Genomic DNA, 20,548 nt, shown 5'->3' on the forward strand with positions numbered 1-20,548 from the left:
GCGCCACCGTCAAATGACTTAGAGCGCCTGTTTTTCTTCGAATCACGGAAGCGCTCTATCTCTTGGTTTTCACGCAATTCCGGACGCAAGACCGCTGCGCACTTTTGCTGGAATTGCTCTCACCGCAGCGATAATTTCGGACAATCACGAACGGAACAGCCGCGTCGCCTGCGTCTCGTGGCGCAGGCTGGCAATATCGGCCTGCACCGTCGCCGAACCCAGATCGTCAAGCGTCGAGGCTGCCGCCCGCCGGGCGACCTCCGTGATATGGTCTTCGAGACCGGCAAGCACGGCGACACCATCCCTTTGCCCCGCGACACCGAGGCGGATGCCTGATGAAACCGCTTGTGAGGCATAGGCATGCAGGAAGGCGGCAAGCGCCTTCTCGGGCTCTATGCCATGGGCGCCCGTTACCGCCCCGACCGCAATGGGATAAGCGACCTTGCCGGGTAGCCGATCGAACACCCCGTCCGGCCAGGCCCGCGCCGCTGCGAGAAAAGCCTCGCCGAGCAACATCGTTTCCTGATGGCGCTCGCGTGATCCCGCAAGCGCCTCGGCAAGCACGGCGATCTCGGCAAGGCGTACGGCTTCCACTTGGTGCCTGTGGCTTTCAGCCAGAAGCACCGCATCGTTCCAGACCGAACCATTGCCGATCAGCGTGGCGGTCCAGGCCGCAAGCGAGGCAGCATCCGTGACGAGCCCGTCGGCAACCGCCCGCTCCAGCCCGCCCGAATAGGCAAAGCTGCCGATCGGAAAGGCCGGTGACAGCCATGCGGTCAGGCGCAGCAATGCCTGCAGCTCGCGATCCCCGGTCATCAAGGCTCAGTCGTGCTTGTGGTCATGATCATGACCGCGATCGTGGCGGTGTTCATGCTCGTGCTCGTAGCCATGTTCGTGATCATGGTCATGGCCGTGGTCATGCCCGTGGTCATGATTGTGGTCATGATTGTGATCGTGATCATGCGAATGCCCGCCTTGGGAATGATAGGCCCCGCGCGCCGGCTGGAATGGTTCGTCGATCTCGAGGACGACGGCGCCGAGGCCCTGCAGCATGGTGCGGATGACATGATCGCGGAGGATGACGATGCGGTCTTCCTCGATCTGCGCGGCAAGATGCCGGTTGCCGAGATGCCAGGCGAGCTCGACCAGATGCGTGCGGTCGCGGCCGCGAACCTCGAAGAGCTTCTCGTCGGCAGCGAGGATCTCGATCAGTTCGCCGTCGTCGCGCACCAGCAGATCGCCATTGGCAAAAAGCACCGGATCCTTGAGATCGAGCATGACCATCTCGCCATTTTCCAGATGCAGCAGCTTGCGGCGCAGATGGCGTAGATCATGCGGCAGCTTGACCTGGGCGATCGGATGGGAGGAAGGGGTTCCGGCAGGAAGATAGGAGGTGACGCGCTGCATGATATGTCCGTTTTGCTGAGAGGACGACCATGCAAAATAGCTCTTCCCGATGCAAGCACCAATGGTCTTTCGTTCGGGTCCGGTTTTTATATTCCGTAAGCCTGCATCACATTGTCGCTCTCCGGTCCGCCCTCGCCATCGACGCCCTTATCGACGAGCCCGTGCCAGGCGTGATGCAGACCTTCCCGCTCGTGTACGACGCGATTGCGCCCGAGCGCCTTGGCGAGATAGAGCGCCCGGTCGGCGGAGGCATAGACCGCCTGCTTGTTGCGCCCGGCGACGAGATCAGCAACGCCGCCGGAAACGGTGATGCGGATATCGTGCCCCTCGGCTTTGATGGCGCCGCCGGCGATCCGGGCTCGGACACCTTCGACGCGCTCCATCCGCGCCTCCAGCGGTTCCCCGGAGACGATGACGCCAAACTCCTCCCCACCCAGCCGTGCGACGACGGACATCTCATCGAAGGCGGAGGTGAGCATGGCCGAAACGGCAATGATAACGGCATCGCCGCAGCCATGGCCGAAGCGGTCATTGATCGTCTTGAAACGGTCGACGTCAAAAATGACCAGGGACGCGTCGCCATCAGTATTCTCAAGCGCCTCGGTAAAAGCCCGCCGGTTGAGCAGTCCGGAAAGTGTATCGGTGCGGCTGAGCTTTTCGAATTCCGCCCGCGAGAGCGCGAGATCGCGCATGGCAAAGCCGGCGAACAGTGACAGCATGCCGGAAACCGTACCGCCGATCAGCCAGGAAAAGATCGCGCTGAAGCCAATTGCATGAGCGAGTGTCACCGGCAGCAACCCGAGAAGATCGAGCGACGGCATCGTCAATGCGATAATGACTCCCGAGAGAATAACGGCGAGAAAAGCCATCTTCAGGGCGAAGACGTAGACGTTCTTGCGGTATTGAAGATCGCCGAAATCGACCTGCAGCGAAATCCAGTTTCTCATGAGAATCAACCTTCCTGCTCGGCGTTTCCAGGCATTGATAAGAGCCCAATTGCTGCGGGTGTCTTAATCGACTCGTTAAGATTCGAACGGTTTCGGACGAATCGGTGGATAGAACTTTTCTAGCAGGGGGTGCAGTTTTCCAATCTCTGAATCGAACAGCGCAGAGAGACACTTAAATTACTGATATAAAAGAGATTTATTGATCACTGCGGGGCAGATGTTCCAGAATGGTTTAGCTGGGGAAAACATCGGTTCTTCCACTGATTTTTACAACCATATGGAGAGCGCTGTTCACAATTCACTTTAAGAGCGGACTGGCTCTACGGCTGCTTCAATTGTAGACAGAAACAGACAATCGCAATGCTTGTGGAATCGGGCTCCATAAGCCGGTTCGAAGCCCAGCCGAACGCAGGGCGGCGGCGCTCCAGGTGTTGCAGCCGAAGAGAGCGTTGAAGTATCCCCTGGCCTCGAAGAAACGGTCGATCTCGCCGTAACCGGCATCCGGGATCGGCACCACCGCGCCCGCGTCGCGCACGAAGCTGTCCGAGATAAAATTGCGCAGCTGCGCCAATTGATCGTCACTGACATTGAATGCCGCAACAGTCGGCTGCGGCTCGGTGATGTGACCGGCAAGATCCACATGCAGCACTGAACGGTCGATTGTCAGCGCGCGCAACACCGGCAGCGGCTTCAGTTCCGCCCATGTGGGAGTTTCCAGATAGAAGGCCCGACCGCCCCAGCCGATAATGAGCCACTCCGCATTCGGATGGCCGAGCGGAAAACCGGTATCGTCAAGGAAGGAAAAGGCAGCCCGCGTTTCCGCGTCGAGCGGAATGGCAATATCGGTATGGATCGGGCCCGACAGCAGCAGAATCCGATGCGTCACCGCCGCAGACGACGCCTTGACCGGCGCAATCAGCGGCCGGGGAATGAAGATTCCGCAGGCCGCCGAAAACACGAGCAGGAATACGATCCGCAACAACCAGCGGATGCCTGTCCTCATCGGAGCCGTCCATCACACATCCGACCTGGGCCTAGAACAGGAAGTAGCGCTGCGCCATCGGCAGCACCGTCGCCGGCTCGCAAGTCAGCAGCTCGCCGTTCGCCCTGACCTCATAGGTCTCCGGATCGACCTCGATCTCGGGTGTCAGGTCGTTGTGGATCATCGATGCCTTGGAGATGCCGCCGCGCGTGTTTTTCACCGCGACCAGCTCCTTGGCGACGCCGAGCCGGCCCTTCAGGCCGGCATCGAGCGAGGCCTGGCTGACGAAGGTGACGGAGGAATTGGTGAGGCTCTTGCCATAAGAGGCAAACATCGGCCGGTAGTGTACCGGCTGCGGCGTCGGGATCGAGGCATTCGGATCGCCCATCGGGGCGGCCGCAATCGAGCCACCGAGCAGCACCATATCGGGCTTCACCCCGAAGAAGGCCGGGTTCCAAAGCACGAGGTCGGCACGTTTGCCGACTTCAACCGAGCCGATCTCACGGCTGAGACCATGGGCGATCGCCGGGTTGATCGTATATTTGGCGATATAGCGGCGGACGCGGAAATTGTCGTTGTCGCCCTTTTCCTCCTTCAGCCGGCCGCGCTGACGCTTCATCTTGTCAGCCGTCTGCCAGGTGCGGATCGCCACCTCGCCGACGCGGCCCATGGCCTGGCTGTCGGACGAGATGATCGAGAAGGCGCCGATATCGTGCAGGATGTCTTCGGCGGCGATCGTCTCCTTGCGGATCCGGCTTTCGGCAAAGGCGATATCTTCGGGGATCGACGACGACAGGTGATGGCAGACCATCAGCATGTCGAGATGCTCGGCAATGGTATTGACCGTATAGGGACGCGTCGGATTGGTCGACGACGGAATGACATTCGGCTGGCCGCAGATCTTGATGATGTCAGGCGCGTGCCCGCCGCCCGCCCCTTCCGTATGGAAGGCATGGATGGTGCGGCCCTTGATGGCGCCAATCGTATCCTCGACGAAGCCGCTTTCGTTCAGCGTGTCGGTATGGATCATCACCTGCACGTCGTATTCGTCGGCAACCGACAGGCAGCAGTCGATGGCGCCTGGCGTCGTACCCCAATCCTCGTGCAGCTTCAGCGAGGTGGCGCCGGCCAGCACCATTTCGGTCAGCGCCCCCGGCAGCGAGGCATTGCCCTTGCCGGCAAAGGCAAGGTTCATCGGAAAGGCGTCCGCGGCTTCAATCATGCGCGCCAGATGCCAGGGACCGGGCGTGCAGGTGGTGGCAAGCGTGCCGTGTGCCGGTCCGGTGCCGCCGCCGAGCATGCAGGTCATGCCGCTCATCAGCGCTTCCTCGATCTGCTGCGGCGCGATGAAATGGATATGGCTGTCCATGCCGCCAGCGGTGACGATCTTGCCTTCGGCGGCGATCGCCTCCGTGCCGGGGCCGACGATGATGTTGACACCCGGCTGCATGTCGGGATTACCGGCCTTGCCGATCGCGACGATGCGCCCATCCTTGAGCCCGATATCGGCCTTGTAGATACCCGAATGATCGACGATCACCGCATTGGTGATGACCGTATCGACCGCGCCATCCGCCCGCGTCACCTGGCTCTGGCCCATGCCGTCGCGGATCACCTTGCCGCCGCCGAACTTCACCTCCTCACCATAGGTGGTGAAATCCTTCTCGATCTCGATGAAGAGCTCCGTATCGGCAAGGCGCACCTTGTCGCCGGTGGTCGGTCCGAACATGCCGGCATAGGCGGCGCGCGAGATCTTGTAGGGCATCTATCAGGCTCCTTGGGAGGAAGAGACGAGTGTTTTTCCGCCGAGCCGCTTGAGGCGGCCAGCGGCAATATAACTATCGACAAGCTGTCGTTCGGCCGCAAATGGGTGCCATTCCCAGCCGACGTGGCCGAAGCCGGCAAGCGTCACCTCGGCCTCGGCATATGTGTTCAGCACCTCGGCAATGACGATCATACCGCTGCTCGGCACGACATAGGGCGACGGAGAAAACGCCGAAAGCGAGGCATCCACGGACTCGTGAACCGCCTTGCCGATGACGACGTGCTTCTTGCCGGTATCGGCGCAGTAGACACTGAATTCATCCGTATAGTCGTCGCAGAAATCGTCGAGTTCCGGATGCGAGACGGCAAGCGGTGCCCGCATCGCGGCGAATTTTTCCGGGTCGCGCACGCTCCAGATTTCGCCCGCCGACACCACGCCCGGATGGGTGCGCCACTCACGCGAGCCGAGCATCGCCTTTGCCGGTCTGCCGGTATTGCAGACCGCGACGGCATCCGTGCGGCTGCCGCCGGCGCCATAGGAGCGGCAATCATTGAAGCGGATGACGAAATCGGCGGCATCGATGATGCCAGCCCCGCCCTCCTCAATGTCGCCATTGCCGACGATCATGATTTTCCTGATCACCCTAGTTGCTCATCGTATCTTCGAGCTCTTTCAGCTCTTTCGTGCGTTTGTCCGTGATGTTGGCGAGACACCCGGCGACCAGCATCGGCTCCATCGTGCCGCCGCGGGCCTGAAAGCCGAAGGCGTCGCATTCGGCGTCGCGATAATCGATCCAGGCGCGCTGCGCCTTGACCAGCGCCTGCTCTGCACCCTTCCTGTCGCCATCCAGGTCCTTGTCGATCGCTGTCAGGACGGCGCGGGTCTTCTTGTATTGCGCATTCAAAGCCTTGTCGGCGGCCTCATGACGCGCCGCCTCGCAGGCAGTCATGTCCGATTGCGTCTTGGGACTGTTGCAATCCATATCCTCAGCAGAGGCAGCACCTGCCGTCAGCAGCATCGCCGCCCCGACGAGGCAGATATTCAAGCGCATGCACTTCTCCCATATTTTGTTCTTAAAGCTTGCCCATCACTAGCTGACGGAAACCGTAGACCTCGCGCTTGCCGGAAAGCGGGATCAGCGTCACCGAGCGCGTCTGCCCCGGCTCGAAGCGCACCGCCGTCCCCGCCGGGATATCGAGCCGCTTGCCGTGTGCTACCGCGCGATCGAAGGAAAGCCCGGCATTGGTCTCGGCGAAATGATAGTGGCTGCCGACCTGCACCGGCCGATCGCCGGTATTGGAAACCTCCAGCGTCACCGTCGGCGCGCCGGCATTCAGTTCGATGTCGCCGCTTGCGGCAATGATCTCGCCTGGAATCATCTCGTCCTCCTTAAGCCGCCTTGGGCGCGCAGCCCTCGGCCTTCAGTACGCGCTTCGTCGATGCCGGATTTTTGGCGAGCATGGCCGCCGGCCGAATAGGCCTCGCGACGAGATTGCCGCCGCAGTTCGGGCAGACACCCTTCAGCACGCCGTCCACGCAATCGGCGCAAAAGGTGCATTCGTAGGTGCAAATCCGTGCCTCAGCGCTGTCAGGCGACAGATCCTTGTCGCAGCATTCGCAATTGGGCCTGAGCTCCAACATTCCTATCTCCTCACCGGATCGGTTCGTGCACGGTGACAAGCTTGGTGCCATCGGGAAACGTTGCCTCCACCTGCACGTCATGGATCATCTCTGCAATCCCCTCCATCACCTGGTCGCGGCCGATCACATGGGCACCGGCTTCCATCAGCTCGGCAACCGGACGGCCGTCGCGGGCGCCTTCGACGACGAAGTCGCTGATCAGCGCGATCGCTTCGGGATAGTTCAGTTTGACGCCGCGCTCCAGCCGCCTCCGCGCCACCATCGCCGCCATCGAAATCAACAGCTTGTCTTTTTCTCTCGGAGTGAGGTTCATCGCTTGTCCATCTGCTTGATCGAATGCTGAAGTTCATAGATTCCAGACTTTCGGCACAGGCGCACCATTGCGCAAGGCGGAAATGACCGGGATCAGGATTTTTCTGAGTGAGAAGCCGTCGGCTGCGGCAAGGCGGACGACGAGTTTGCCATTCCAGGCGCTCGCACCGCCCATCGATCCTTCGACCAGCGGCCGGACCTTGCTAAGATAGGCTTCTGAAAGCGGCCCGGCATAAAGCAGCGTCGCAAAGGCCACCTGTCCGCCGAGCACGGCCCGCCGCGCCGCCAGTGCCGCCACACCTTCGGAAAGCCTGAGTTCCTCGGCATGGATCAGTTGACCCGAGCGGCGGATCCGCCAGCGATCGCGGAACAGCCCCGATACCACCGCCTCACCCATCGCCTTGCGGCCGAGCAGCACGGCTTCGACAGCCAGAAATTCGGCGCTCTCGTCAAGATCGACATCCAGCCGGCGGAAAAGTGCGGCCCGGTCGAAGAGGATCGTTTCCTGCGGCAGCCAGTCGACACGGGCTTGGGCTCCGACCTTGATGCTGGTCGCCACCTCGGCGATGCCGGCCGATGCCTTGTAGATCTTCTCGCAAGCCTGAGTGGTGACGTCGATGCGCGTGCCGGGGCCGGCATCAACGCTCCAATCCATCCGATCGCCGCCCGTCAAACCGCCAGCAGTATTGATGATGACGGCTTCCATGGAGGCGTCGAAGGTATCGGGCAGGCGGATCTTCGCTGCCCCCTCCTGATAGAGTTCACGGATACGCGTGCGGCCATCGAACAGCTTTGCCGCCAGATGCCCGCGCCCTTCCGCTCTTTGCGGTCTCGTGCCTGCCGCCGCGATCGTCATATCGTCCCTTTCGGTCGCGCCCCTGGTTTTCATTCAAGCGCGCGAATAACGGAAAGCAAGCAATTCCTATGCCGCCCCGAGCAGACCCTTGGCGGCGGCGGAAGGTTTTCCAGGCGCCGCGCGCTTTGCTGCAAAATGCGGCATCTGCCGGTCAGACAGTCAGGTGGCGGCGGGCCTCCGGCGTATCCAGCGTCTCGGCAAGCCCTTCATGCACGATTTCGCCGCGGTCCATGATGTAGACATAGTCGGCAAGCTCGCGGCAGAAATCGAGATACTGCTCGACGAGCAGGATCGCCATGCCTGTGGAGTCGCGCAAATAGCGGATCGCCCTGCCGATATCCTTGATGATCGATGGCTGAATGCCCTCGGTCGGCTCGTCGAGCACGAGAATCCTCGGCCGCGTCACCATGGCCCGCCCGATCGCCAGCTGCTGCTGCTGCCCGCCGGAAAGATCGCCGCCGCGACGTGACAACATCGACTTCAGCACCGGGAAGAGACTGAAGATGTCATCGGGGATGTTGCGGTCGCGGCGGCCAAGCGGAGCAAAGCCGGTTTCGAGATTTTCCTTGACTGTCAGCAGCGGAAAGATTTCGCGTCCCTGCGGCACATAGCCGATGCCCTGCTTGGCGCGGGCAAAGGGTGGCAGGCCGTTGAGCTTGGTATCATTGAAGGTGACGGTACCGGCCGACAGCGGATGCTGGCCGGTAACGGCGCGCAGAAGAGAACTCTTCCCCACGCCGTTACGCCCCAGCACGCAGGTAATCTTGCCCATCTCCGCTTTGATCGAGATGCCGCGCAGCGCCTGAGCGGCGCCGTAGTGGAGGTTTGCGTTTTCGACTGTCAGCATGATGCCGTCTCCTGAATCTTTGCTGGTCCAAAAAAGACCCCTCCCCAACCCCTCCCCACAAGGGGGAGGGGCAAACTCGGAGCCGCCGTCCCACTTCTCAGGAGATCATAGGAAAGCTGGCAATCGTAGCGATGAGCGAGCGCCGGGGTTAAGCCCCTCCCCCTTGTGGGGAGGGGTTGGGGAGGGGTGACACACCCATCAACATCCGATGTATCCATCATCCCTCACCGCCCCAAATAGTTCTCGATGACCTTCGGATCCGAACTCACAAAATCGATCGATCCCTCTGCCAGCACCGATCCCTCAGCAAGGCAGGTCACCTTGACGCCGAGGTCTCGGATGAAGCCCATGTCATGTTCGACGACGACGACCGACCGGGTTTTGGCGATATCCTTGAGCAGGATCGCGGTTTCCGCCGTCTCCGCATCGGTCATGCCGGCCACCGGCTCGTCGACCAGCAACAGCTTCGGCTCCTGCGCCAAGAGCATGCCGATCTCCAGCCATTGCTTCTGCCCGTGCGAGAGATTGGCGGCGAATTCGTCACGGCGATGCGTCAGCCGCACCGTTTCGAGGATCTCCTCGATGCGCGTCTTGTCCTCGCCCGAAAGCCGGTAGAACAGTGTTGAGAACACGCCGCGACGGCGGTTCAGCGCCAGCTCCAGATTGTCCCACACCGTATGGCTCTCGAAGACCGTCGGCTTCTGGAACTTGCGGCCGATGCCGAGCTGGGCGATATCGGCCTCGTCCTTCTTGGTAAGATCGATCGTGCCGTTGAAGAACACCTCGCCCTCGTCGGGCCTGGTCTTGCCGGTTATGATATCCATCATCGTCGTCTTGCCGGCGCCGTTCGGGCCGATGATGGCGCGAAGCTCGCCGGGTTCGATGACGATCGACAGCGAATTCAGCGCCTTGAAGCCATCGAAGGAAACCGAGACGCCGTTGAGGTAAAGCACGCTGGTGGGTTTGTCGTCGGGGATCATGGCGCTCACTCCGCTGCCTGGATTTTCGGCTCGATGCCATCTTCCTCAGCCGCCGATGGTGCCACCTTGGAGACGACCTTCCGCTTGCCGAGATATTGGGCGATCGTGCCAACGACCCCCTTGGGCAAGAACAGCGTGACGGCAACGAAGAGGCCGCCGAGCGCAAACAGCCAGAACTCCGGGAAGAGGCCGGTGAAGATCGTCTTGCCGCCGTTGACGAGGATCGCGCCGATGATCGGACCTATCAGCGTCGCCCGCCCACCGACCGCCGTCCAGATGACGACTTCGATCGAATTGGCAGGCGCGAATTCGCCGGGATTGATGATGCCGACCTGCGGCACGTAGAGCGCGCCGGCAATACCGGCCATCATCGCCGAGACGACGAAAGTGAAGAGCTTGAAATGCTCGACGCGGTAGCCGAGGAAGCGCGTGCGGCTTTCGGCATCGCGTACGCCGACCAGCACCTTGCCGAACTTCGAGCGCACGATCGCCGAGGCGATCAGCAGCGATAGAGCCAGGAAGATCGCAGTTGCCGCAAAGAGGACTGCACGCGTGCCGTCAGCCTGGACGCTAAAACCGATAATGTCCTTGAAATCGGTAAGGCCGTTGTTGCCGCCGAAGCCCATGTCGTTGCGGAAGAAGGCCAGCAGCAGCGCATAGGTCATCGCCTGGGTGATGATCGAGAGATAGACGCCGTTGACGCGTGAGCGGAAGGCAAACCAGCCGAAGACGAAGGCGAGCAGGCCGGGCACGACGAGCACCATCAGCGCCGCAAACCAGAAATGGTTGAAGCCGAACCAGAACCAGGGCAGATCCTTCCAGTTCAGGAACACCATGAAGTCGGGCAGAACAGGATCTCCGTAGCTGCCGCGCGTGCCGATCTGGCGCATCAGATACATGCCCATCGCATAGCCGCCGAGCGCAAAGAAGGCACCGTGGCCGAGGGAGAGGATACCGCAGAAGCCCCAGACGAGATCAAGCGCCAGCGCCAGCAGCGCATAGGTCAGATACTTGCCGAACAGCGACATGATATAAGTCGGCACGTGCAGCGGATTGCTCGGCCCCGTCATCAGGTTCAGGACCGGCACAAGAACCGCGACCAGAAGCAGGAGGGCGATGGCAATGACGATCTTTCGATCGAGTGATCGGAGAAGGAAGGCCGTTATCATGCTTCCACCGCCCTTCCTTTGAGTGCGAAGAGCCCGCGGGGACGCTTCTGGATGAAGAGAATGATGAGGACGAGCACCAGGATCTTGCCGAGCACCGCGCCGGCGAAGGGCTCGAGGAACTTGTTGACGACGCCGAGCGAGAGTGCACCGACCAGCGTGCCCCAGAGATTGCCGACACCGCCGAAGACGACGACCATGAAGCTGTCGATGATGTAGGATTGACCGAGGTTCGGCGAGACATTGTCGATCTGGCTGAGCGCCACGCCGGCGATGCCGGCAATGCCCGAGCCGAGCGCGAAGGTGAAGGCATCGACCCAGCCGGTGCGGATGCCCATCGACGACGCCATGCGCCGGTTCTGCGTAACGGCACGCATCTGCAGGCCGAAGGCGGACCGTTTGAGCAGCAGGAGCAGCGCCACAAAGACCACCATCGAAAAGACGATGATCCACAGTCGGTTCCACGTGATGGAGAGCCCGCCGAGATCGAAGACGCCGGACATCCAGGTCGGATTGCGGACCTCGCGGTTGGTCGGGCCGAAGCTGCTGCGCACCGCCTGCTGCAGGATCAGCGACACGCCCCAGGTGGCGAGCAGCGTTTCGAGCGGCCGGCCGTAGAGATAGCGGATGACGGCGCGCTCGATCACCAGACCGACGAAGCCGGTAAAGACGAAGGCCGCAGGCACGGCAAAGGCCAGCGAATAATCGGCAAGTTCAGGAAAGGCGGAAGTAATGTATTCCTGCACCACATAGGTGGTGTAGGCGCCGATCATCACCATTTCGCCATGCGCCATGTTGATGACGCCCATGACGCCGAAGGTGATGGCAAGGCCGATCGCGGCAAGCAGCAGGACCGAGCCGAGAGACAATCCGTACCAGATGTTCTGGACGATATCCCACAGCGCCAGGCTGCGATTGATGGAGCTGATATCCGCCTGGATCGCCGGCTTCAGGTCGTCAGGCGCGGTTTCGAGTGTGGTCGTGAGGATGGTCAGCGCATCGCGATTGCCGCGCGCCGCGATCGTATCGATCGCAGCCTTCTTGTCTTCGACGCTCGCATCCGTCTTGAGCAGCAGCACTGCGCGCGCCGCTTCCATCGTATTCTTGATCTCAGCGTCCTTTTCGGCCGCAAGCGCCGAGTTCAGCAGGTCGAGATTGGCGGGATCGGCATCTTTCAGGAGGCCCTGCGCCGCGGCAAGCCGCGCGGAGCGGTCCGGGCTCATCAGCGTCAGCTGGCTGGTGGCGGCGCCGATGACGCCGCGAAGCGCGTTGTTGATCTTCACCTTCGTCATCAGATCCGGATCGACATCGGCAGCGGCTTCGCCGGTGATCGGATCGGAATAGGTCGGTTCGTCATCGGTACCGCCCTGGAGAAGAACCGGGCCGCCATCGGAATTGACGTAGAGAAGGCCGTCGCTCAACTGCTGCAGGATCTGGCTGACATGCGGATCCTTGGAAGCGACCAGCGCCTTGATGGCCTCTTCGCGTTCCGGGAAGTCGCCGACGCCGAGCGCGTCGATAAGCACGTGGATATCATCCTGGGCATGGACTTCGCTCGAGATTATCACGCCCGAAAATGTCAGGCCCGAAAATGTCAGGCAAACCGTGATGAGGAAAATCTTTATGGCGCGATACATCGGCTTTCTCGCCCTTGATAGTGTTGGCCTCGCGGCGCAATCGCTGGGACGGAGCTTCCGCCCGGGATCAAACCCGGACGGAATCCTTCAGGCAATCATCGGATCGGAGTCGTACTCAGGAGCCCTTGCCACCGCACTTGCCCGTAGCGACGTTGAAGTTGCCGCAGGACATCGGCTTGCGCCAATCGGAGATCAGATCCTTGGAGTCAGGCAGGAAATCTGACCATTCGTCGCCGACGACGGCAGGTGTCTGCTGGACGATTTCGAATTGGCCGTCGGCCTGGATTTCACCGATCAGCACCGGCTTGGTGATGTGGTGGTTCGGCATGACGGTCGCATAACCGCCGGAGAGGTTCGGAACGCTGACGCCGATAATGGTGTCGAGAACCTTGTCGGTATCGGTCGTGCCGGCAGCCTGGACGGCCTTAACCCATGCATTGAAGCCGATATACGCAGCTTCCATCGGGTCGTTCGTCACGCGCTTGTCGTTCTTGGTGAAAGCGTGCCAGTCCTTGATGAACTTCTTGTTCGCCGGGCTTTCGACCGACTCGAAGTAGTTCCAGGCAGCGAGATGGCCGACGAGCGGCTTGGTGTCGAGGCCGGCAAGCTCTTCTTCGCCAACCGAGAAGGCGACGACGGGGATGTCGGTTGCCTTGATGCCCTTGTTGCCCAGTTCCTTGTAGAACGGAACGTTGGCATCGCCGTTGATCGTGGAAACGACGGCGGTCTTCTTGCCGGTCGAACCGAATTCCTTGATCTTGGAAACTTCGGTCTGCCAGTCGGAGAAGCCGAACGGCGTGTAGTTGGTCATGATGTCTTCTTTCGGAATACCCTTCGAAATCAGGTATGCCTCGAGAATCTTGTTGGTCGTGCGCGGATAAACGTAGTCCGTACCTTCGAGAACGAAGCGCTTGACGCCTTCTTTTTCCATCAGGTAGTCGACAGCAGGAATGGCCTGCTGGTTCGGAGCAGCACCGGTGTAGAAGATGTTGCGCGAGGACTCTTCGCCTTCATACTGGACCGGGTAGAAGAGGATCGAGTTGGTCTCTTCGAAAACCGGCAGAACGGACTTGCGCGACGAGGACGTCCAGCAACCGAAGACGGCGGCAACCTTGTCCTTCTGGATCAGCTCACGTGCCTTTTCGGCAAATAGCGGCCAGTCGGAAGCCGGGTCGACGACGACGGCCTCGAGCTTCTTGCCGAGAAGGCCGCCCTTCTTGTTCTGCTCGTCGATGAGCATCAGCATGGCGTCCTTGAGCGTGGTCTCGGAGATGGCCATGGTGCCGGAAAGCGAGTGCAGAATGCCGACCTTGATCGTATCGTCGGCGGCAACCGCACCGCTGAAGGCAGCCGAGGCCGCCATGACGGCGCCGAGTGCAGCGCCCGCAATAGTAGTTCTGAGATTCATCTGGTTGAGCCCCTCTTCTTGTTCCGCAACAGGCCGGAAACGGAGATTAACTGTTGCTTAAGGGACTATCGGGTGCTGCAGCGCAAAAACACATACGCAAAATGACGTAGGCGCGGGGGTCAAACAGGCAGGCCAGAGAAGGAAGGGCATCCTCGCAGCAGGGATGCCCTATCTCGATACCGGAAATTATCCGTCGATCGTCAAGGTGACGGATGTCGGGCCATAGGAGAGGCTCGCCTTGTGGCCGGAGACGGTGACCTTGCCGAAGGTGCCGGTCACGGCACCCGCCTTGAGGATTTCGATCTTCGTTCCGGGCGTCGGGGCATAACCGTCGACAAGCGTCACGGCGAGGTCGCCGGCCAGCGCCGCCTTGCCCTCGACGACCAGTGTCCCCGCGCAGTTTGCGCCGAGCGCCGGCTTCGTCGTGGCATTGGCGAGCTGCTGATAATCGCCGCTCACGGTCAACGGCTTGTCGGCCGCCAAAACGAGCGAGCCACCGTTGACCGTCAGCCCGCCACGACCGAAGGCCGACGACGACAGGGCCACCAGCGCGCCCTCTTCCAGCATGGTGCCGCCGGAATAGCTGTTGGCGCCCGACAGCCCGAGGATGCCGTTGCCACGCTTCACCAGCCTGCCCCTGCCGGTGATGTCGTTCCGCCAGGTGTCGATCGAATTGAACCCGCCCTTTGCCGCGTCCATCGTCACGGTCACGTCCTGTTCGAACGCACCGTAACCGTCGGCGGCGGCAAACAGGTTGAGACGGCCGTAACCTTCCGCATCGTCGAGCAGCGGATAGCCGGAGGCGATCTCCGTCGTCTTCAGCACATCGCGGCGCTGCTCGCCGTCCAGATAGGGCAGACGCGTTTCGAGAAGCGCTTCGGCGCCCTGCGGCACGCGCGCCGGTTGATCGGTCGCATGGATCGTCGGCAGGCCGTAGCTCAGGCGCTGCAGCACGTAGGCACGATTGGCGTCATGATCGGCGAAACGGTCTGCAGCGAGCGGTGCCGCGTGGGCGGCAACCTCGAGCGCACCCGCATCCGCAACGCCTGATTTGGCGACGAGCCATGACTGCGCTTGGGCGTAGGCATCGCTCTTCAGCGCCGCATTGTCGGCCTTGTTCAGATTGTAGACGACCGTGGCGGTGCCGAGCATGCGGCCGCCCATCACGTCGAGCGGAGAATGCATGCCGGCGAGAATACGGTCTTCACCCAGCTCGCTGGCGCGCGTGATCATTTCCTGAAAGCGCTGCGGCACGAGATAGGCCATGGCGAGCGCATCCCGCCAGGCTTCCGCCGTATGCCCGCTCGGGAAACCACCATCCTCGACCGGCTTGCCGCTCTTGGCGGGCTCCAGCGTCGGAACGACCGACACGTCCTGGCTCCAGCGGTAGGGACGGCCATATTTGAAATAGCGTTTTGCGGGCTCCGTCGAGCCGTCACCGCTTGCGGCGTTGATGAAGTCGATTGCAAGGCCCATGTCGGGATTGGCATCGGTCTTGTTTTCCGTGTCCGGCTTGCTGCCGGCGCCGCGATTGTTGCCCTTGTCGTCATATTTGGCCGTCGTCGCGTCGGCCGCCACCTCGGTGATCGTGGTGGTCTGCTTCGAGCCGGCCTTCCAGGCATCCGTCAGCGGACCGAGGCCATCGACGATGCTGGCATTCTTGCCGCGCCGATCGTCGAGATAGGCGGCGACGGCCTGATCGGCCGTCCGCGCCCGCGTTGCTTTGACGACATAGGCGATGTTGGCGTCATGGACGGCCTGGTTGAGGATATGGCCGTCGGTCTTGCTGGAAGGAATGCCGTCCCAATCCGTCTTGGCAACCGCCGGGCAATTATCCTTGGCCGGGGCTTCGACACCCGCATCGACGAAAGGCGTGCGCGGGGTCCAGATTTCGAGGAAGCCGGAGAGGAGGCGAACGGCAGCGTTGGTGTCCACCGTCGAGAAGCAGGCGTCACCGCGTTTGTTGGTGTTTCCGGCCTGCGCATAAGGCGCTTTCGCCGCCGTGGCCTGCTCGGCGCCGGCAAGCGAGGGCACGATGGAAAGGAGGCAGACGAGGGCGGTGCTCAGGCGGAAAAAGCTTAAAACAGACATGGTGATATCCGAAATAGTTGAACGAACGCCGGAGAGTTAGAGCTGTTATGTGAAAGATCAATTGCAAAAATATTGCCATTCTGTGAACCAGCTGGTGCCCGCCTCTTGCCTTTCCCATCCATCCCGCCAAAACTGCCGAAGAGACGATGAGCCCAACCGGAATGCCGGAAAGGAAGACATGGCAGCGCGCCAACGCATCATTCCGGTAAGACGCGAATATAATCGCTGGGTCGCCAACCAGACGCTGGAAGATTATGCGCTGCGCTTCACTGCCAAGAGCGCCCGCCATTTTTCCTCACAGCGCATCTCACAGACGGCGATCGGCGCAATCTCCTTCCTGGCGCTGGAGGCGATCGGCGGCGCGATCACGCTTTCCTACGGCACCACCAACGCCTTTTACGCCATCATCGTCGCCTCGATCGCCATGCTGGCGATCGGCCTGCCGATAAGCCGCTACGCCATCCGCCACGGCGTCGACATCGATCTTCTGACGCGCGGCGCGGGCTTCGGCTATATCGGCTCGACCATCACCTCACTGATCTATGCAAGCTTCACCTTCATGCTGTTTGCGATCGAGGCTTCGATCATGTCCGGGGCGCTGGAGCTCACCCTCGGCATCCCGCTCTGGATCGGCTACATCATCAGTGCCGTCATGGTGATCCCCCTGGTGACGCACGGCGTGCGGCTGATCAGCAAGTTCCAGCTGATGACCCAGCCCTTCTGGATCGTGCTGAATATCCTGCCTTTCATCTTCATCGCCTTGCTGGATTGGGAAAAATTCGATCTCTGGCGCGCCTTTGCCGGCATCCGTCATGCCTCCGGCCCGCCCGGCACCGTCGCCGAGTTCGATCTCGTGGAGTTCGGCGCCGCCTCCGCCGTCATCCTGGCGCTGATGTCGCAGATCGGCGAACAGGCCGACTTCCTGCGCTTCCTGCCGCCGGACCCGCAGCGCAAGTGGCGCCACCGCCTGGCGATCTTTCTCGCCGGCCCCGGCTGGGTCATCATCGGCGCGCCCAAGTTGCTTGCCGGTTCATTTCTGGTCGTGCTGACCTTCACCTCGGGCGTCCCCCTCGATCGCGCCGCCGACCCGGCACAGATGTATCTGACCGCCTTCGGCTACATGGTCCCCTGGCACAATGCCGCGTTGCTGTTGATGGCGGCCTTCGTCGTCGTCTCACAGCTAAAGATCAATGTGATGAACGCCTATGCAGGTTCGCTCGCCTGGTCGAACTTCTTCTCGCGGCTGACCCACAGCCATCCCGGCCGCGTCATCTGGCTGGTGTTCAACGTCGCGATTGCCCTGCTTTTGATGGAACTCGGCATCTACCGGCTGCTGGAGGAGACGCTCGGCATCTTCTCGATCATCGCCATGGCCTGGCTCTGCACGATCTCCGCCGATCTCTTCATCAACAAGCCGCTGGGGCTGGCTCCCCCCGGCATCGAGTTCAAGCGCGCACATCTCTACGACATCAACCCGGTCGGCCTCGGCGCCATGACGCTATCGGCGACGGTGTCGCTGATTGCCCATTTCGGTGCCTTCGGCGAGATCGCCGCCTCGCTCGCTCCCTATATTACCCTCGTCGTCGCGCTGGTCGCCTCGCCTGTCATCGCCTGGGCAACGAAAGGCAAGTTCTATCTCGCCCGCAAGCCGCGCCAGAGCTGGAAGAACCTGACGAACATCACCTGCTCGGTCTGCGAGCATCCCTTCGAGCCGGAGGATATGGCCTGGTGCCCGGCCTATGCCGCGCCGATCTGCTCGCTCTGCTGCTCGCTCGACAGCCGCTGCCACGACATGTGCAAGCCGGCCGCCCGTTTCAATGCGCAAGTCGGCACCGTCGCCAAGGTGCTGCTGTCTGAAACCATCATCGAGAAGCTGACGACGCGTCTCGGCCGCTACGGCATCGCCGTCGTGCTGGCATTGACCGCCATCGGCGCGATCCTGGCGATGATCGCCCATCAGGTCGCCTCCGCCTCCCCTGAGACGGCCGAGGTCGTCAACCGCACCATCTTCATCGTCTTCTTCGTCTTCTCGGTGATCGCAGGCGTCGTCTGCTGGTTCTATGTGCTCGCCCATGACAGCCGCGTCGTTGCCGAGGAGGAATCCTCACGCCAGAACACGCTGCTGCTCAAGGAAATCGCCGCCCATAAGAAGACCGACGCTGCCCTGCAGAACGCCAAGGAAACGGCCGAGGCCGCCAACCGCGCCAAGAGCCGCTATGTCGTCGGGCTCAGCCATGAATTACGCACGCCGCTGAACGCCGTGCTCGGCTACGCCCAGATCCTCGAACGCGACGAGACCATTCCGGCGCCGCGCCAGTCCTCGATCAAGGTCATCCGCCGCAGCGCCGAACACCTCTCCGGGCTGATCGACGGCCTGCTCGATATTTCCAAGATCGAAGCCGGCCGCCTGCAGGTCTATTCCAACGAGATCAACATCCAGGATTTCCTCGACCAGATCGTCGATATGTTCCGGCCACAGGCGCAGGCAAAGGGGCTCGCCTTCATCCATGAGCGCGCGCCGGCCTTGCCGCAATTCGTCCGCACCGACGAAAAGCGCCTGCGCCAGATTCTCGTCAACCTGCTCTCCAATGCCATCAAGTTCACTGACGAGGGCAGCGTCACCTTCGATGTCGGCTATCGCAGCCAGGTCGCGACCTTTACCGTCGCCGATACCGGCCGAGGCATCACCGAGAAAGACCTGCCCCGCATCTACGAACCCTTCCAGCGCGGCGAGGCCGAAAGCGTGCGGCCAATGCCGGGGCTCGGCCTCGGCCTCACCATCACCCGGCTTCTGACCAACACGCTCGGCGGCGAGATCTCGGTTTCAAGCGTGAAGGAGGAAGGCTCGACCTTCCGCGTCCGGCTGATGCTGTCCGCCGTCATGCGCGCAGTGGCCGCAGCGCCGCAGGAGAAGCGCATCGTCGGTTATGACGGCCCGCGCCGCACGATCGTCGTCGTCGATGATAACGAGGACCACCGCGAGATGATGCGCGAGATCCTGGCGCCGCTCGATTTCATCGTGCTGACGGCGGCAGGCGGCGGCGAATGCCTGACGCTGATCGAGGGCATCATGCCGGACCTTTTCCTCGTCGATATCCTGATGCCCGGCATGAACGGCTGGCAGCTCGTCTCGCGTCTGCGCGAGGCCGGACAGACAGCGCCAGTGCTGATGCTGTCGGCCAATATCGGTGATGCGGCCGTTCTCAGCGACAGTGACGACAGCCACAATGATGCGATCGGCAAGCCGGTCGACATCCGCCAGCTGCGCGACAAGCTCGCCCTGCATCTCGGCCTGACATGGATCTATGCCGATGCCATGCCAACCGTCCCTGTCAAGATCGAAGCGCCGATGCTGAGCCCAGGTGCTGCCCATGTGCAGGAATTGCTGCGGCTCGGCGAGATCGGCTATATCAGAGGCATCGAAGCCAAGCTTTCGGACCTTGCCAAGGTGGAGGCAAATCAGCCATTCACGGAGGAACTTCGCGCCTATGTCGCCGCCTTCGATCTCGCCGGCTTCATGACCTTCCTGCACGACTTCGACGAAAAGGTGGAATCCATTGGCTGAGCCGGCCCTCCCCCGCGACATCGTTCTGCTCGTCGACGACTCGGCCGAAGCACTCGGCTTCATGACTGACGCGCTCGAACAATCCGGCTTCTCCGTGCTGATCGCCACGTCGGGTGCGGCAGCCCTTGGTATCGTCGAGCGCATCACGCCCGATCTTATCCTGCTCGACGCGGTGATGCCCAGCATGGATGGCTTCGAGACCTGCCGCCGGTTGAAGGCGAACGCCACAGTAGCGCAGGTGCCTGTCGTCTTCATGACCGGCCTGACCGAGACCGAGCATGTTGTGCACGCGCTGGAATCGGGCGGCGTCGATTATCTCAGCAAACCGATCAACATCGATGAACTGCGCGCCCGCATCCGCGTCCATCTGCGCAATGCCCGCTCGGCCCAAAGCGCCCGCATCGCCCTGGACGCGGCTGGCCGTCATCTGCTGGCAGTCAAGGGCGACGGCGCCATCCACTGGTCAACGCCGCAGGCGACACGGCTGGTCAATGCCGCCATGGGCAGCGACGACGGCATGGAAATCGTCGTGCGCCATATCGCCGGCTGGATGCACGACCGCGTCGCAGCGGTGCGCGACGGCATCATCTCGATCGCCCATGCCGGCCAGGCGGCGCTGCAGCTCGCCTTCCTCGGCGCAATCGGCCCTGACGAATATCTCTTCCGCCTCACCGCCGCCAGTCAGCGCAGCGACGACGAGGTGCTGCGCCAGCGCTTTTCGCTCACCCAGCGCGAATCCGAAGTGCTGCTCTGGATCGCCAAGGGCAAGGCCAACCGCGACATCGGTGAAATATTGGGACTGTCGGCGCGGACGGTGAACAAACACCTCGAACAGATTTACGTGAAGCTCGGCGTCGAGAACCGGGCCTCGGCCGCCGTGAAAGCCACGCATGTGCTGTACGAGATGTAAGATGGTATTGGAGGCTAGAACAGGATGATTTTAG

The 20,548-nt window shown here is 61.7% G+C and carries 19 protein-coding genes; 2 read left to right on the forward strand and 17 right to left on the reverse strand.

Going from position 1 to position 20,548, the window contains the following annotated elements; genetic code table 11:
- Positions 1 to 144 precede the first annotated feature (144 nt).
- The 17 genes from AC25BC_RS16720 to AC25BC_RS16800 form a co-directional block, all read right to left on the reverse strand.
- Positions 145 to 816 carry an urease accessory protein UreF gene (locus tag AC25BC_RS16720; protein WP_128438259.1) on the reverse strand — a complete coding sequence of 224 codons (672 nt, stop codon included), beginning with the start codon at positions 814 to 816 and terminating at the stop codon, positions 145 to 147.
- A 6-nt stretch (positions 817 to 822) separates the two neighbouring features.
- A complete protein-coding gene (ureE, locus tag AC25BC_RS16725; RefSeq protein ID WP_128438260.1) occupies positions 823 to 1,407 on the reverse strand; it encodes an urease accessory protein UreE in 585 nt (194 codons plus the stop codon).
- 86 nt (positions 1,408 to 1,493) lie between these two features.
- Positions 1,494 to 2,354 (reverse strand): GGDEF domain-containing protein, encoded by an 861-nt coding sequence (locus AC25BC_RS16730; protein WP_128438261.1) that lies wholly within the window; start codon positions 2,352 to 2,354, stop codon positions 1,494 to 1,496.
- Between the two features lie 331 nt (positions 2,355 to 2,685).
- Positions 2,686 to 3,357 (reverse strand): TIGR02117 family protein, encoded by a 672-nt coding sequence (locus tag AC25BC_RS16735; protein WP_012758682.1) that lies wholly within the window; start codon positions 3,355 to 3,357, stop codon positions 2,686 to 2,688.
- Between the two features lie 31 nt (positions 3,358 to 3,388).
- Positions 3,389 to 5,101, reverse strand: a complete 1,713-nt coding sequence (ureC, locus tag AC25BC_RS16740; protein ID WP_012758683.1) for an urease subunit alpha — start codon at positions 5,099 to 5,101, stop codon at positions 3,389 to 3,391.
- Positions 5,102 to 5,104: 3 nt separating this feature from the next.
- Positions 5,105 to 5,728 (reverse strand): hypothetical protein, encoded by a 624-nt coding sequence (locus tag AC25BC_RS16745; RefSeq protein WP_012758684.1) that lies wholly within the window; start codon positions 5,726 to 5,728, stop codon positions 5,105 to 5,107.
- Positions 5,729 to 5,744: 16 nt separating this feature from the next.
- A complete protein-coding gene (locus tag AC25BC_RS16750) occupies positions 5,745 to 6,152 on the reverse strand; it encodes a lysozyme inhibitor LprI family protein (RefSeq protein WP_128438262.1) in 408 nt (135 codons plus the stop codon).
- 22 nt (positions 6,153 to 6,174) lie between these two features.
- Positions 6,175 to 6,480, reverse strand: coding sequence for an urease subunit beta (locus AC25BC_RS16755; RefSeq protein ID WP_003561953.1), 306 nt, complete (start codon positions 6,478 to 6,480; stop codon positions 6,175 to 6,177).
- Between the two features lie 10 nt (positions 6,481 to 6,490).
- The gene (locus AC25BC_RS16760) at positions 6,491 to 6,742 is read right to left on the reverse strand and encodes a DUF1272 domain-containing protein (protein ID WP_033179987.1); all 252 of its coding nucleotides are present in this window, start codon (positions 6,740 to 6,742) and stop codon (positions 6,491 to 6,493) included.
- Between the two features lie 10 nt (positions 6,743 to 6,752).
- On the reverse strand, positions 6,753 to 7,055 hold the full coding sequence (locus AC25BC_RS16765) for an urease subunit gamma (protein WP_003561955.1): 303 nt from the start codon (positions 7,053 to 7,055) through the stop codon (positions 6,753 to 6,755).
- A gap of 33 nt (positions 7,056 to 7,088) precedes the next feature.
- On the reverse strand, positions 7,089 to 7,910 hold the full coding sequence (locus tag AC25BC_RS16770) for an urease accessory protein UreD (protein ID WP_012758688.1): 822 nt from the start codon (positions 7,908 to 7,910) through the stop codon (positions 7,089 to 7,091).
- 151 nt (positions 7,911 to 8,061) lie between these two features.
- A complete protein-coding gene (gene urtE, locus AC25BC_RS16775; RefSeq protein ID WP_003542323.1) occupies positions 8,062 to 8,757 on the reverse strand; it encodes an urea ABC transporter ATP-binding subunit UrtE in 696 nt (231 codons plus the stop codon).
- 224 nt (positions 8,758 to 8,981) lie between these two features.
- Complete coding sequence (gene urtD, locus AC25BC_RS16780) at positions 8,982 to 9,737, reverse strand: urea ABC transporter ATP-binding protein UrtD (RefSeq protein WP_003542325.1); 756 nt, start codon at positions 9,735 to 9,737, stop codon at positions 8,982 to 8,984.
- A 5-nt stretch (positions 9,738 to 9,742) separates the two neighbouring features.
- Positions 9,743 to 10,906 (reverse strand): urea ABC transporter permease subunit UrtC, encoded by a 1,164-nt coding sequence (urtC, locus tag AC25BC_RS16785; protein WP_012758689.1) that lies wholly within the window; start codon positions 10,904 to 10,906, stop codon positions 9,743 to 9,745.
- Complete coding sequence (gene urtB / locus AC25BC_RS16790) at positions 10,903 to 12,540, reverse strand: urea ABC transporter permease subunit UrtB (RefSeq protein WP_012758690.1); 1,638 nt, start codon at positions 12,538 to 12,540, stop codon at positions 10,903 to 10,905. The genes urtC and urtB overlap by 4 nt, the downstream gene beginning before the upstream one ends.
- A 115-nt stretch (positions 12,541 to 12,655) precedes the next feature.
- A complete protein-coding gene (gene urtA, locus AC25BC_RS16795; protein WP_012758691.1) occupies positions 12,656 to 13,948 on the reverse strand; it encodes an urea ABC transporter substrate-binding protein in 1,293 nt (430 codons plus the stop codon).
- A gap of 186 nt (positions 13,949 to 14,134) precedes the next feature.
- Positions 14,135 to 16,039 carry an acid phosphatase gene (locus tag AC25BC_RS16800; RefSeq protein ID WP_128438263.1) on the reverse strand — a complete coding sequence of 635 codons (1,905 nt, stop codon included), beginning with the start codon at positions 16,037 to 16,039 and terminating at the stop codon, positions 14,135 to 14,137.
- A 178-nt stretch (positions 16,040 to 16,217) separates the two neighbouring features.
- On the opposite strand from AC25BC_RS16800, the gene AC25BC_RS16805 reads away from it, so the two are divergent.
- Entirely contained in the window at positions 16,218 to 19,604 is a 3,387-nt protein-coding gene (locus tag AC25BC_RS16805; protein ID WP_012758693.1) for a hybrid sensor histidine kinase/response regulator, read from the forward strand.
- Positions 19,597 to 20,514: a response regulator transcription factor gene (locus tag AC25BC_RS16810; protein WP_012758694.1), complete on the forward strand. Its 918-nt coding sequence runs from the start codon at positions 19,597 to 19,599 to the stop codon at positions 20,512 to 20,514. Before AC25BC_RS16805 ends, AC25BC_RS16810 begins: the two co-directional genes overlap by 8 nt.
- The last annotated feature ends 34 nt before the right edge of the window (positions 20,515 to 20,548 follow it).

This window comes from Rhizobium sp. WSM409, assembly GCF_057653825.1.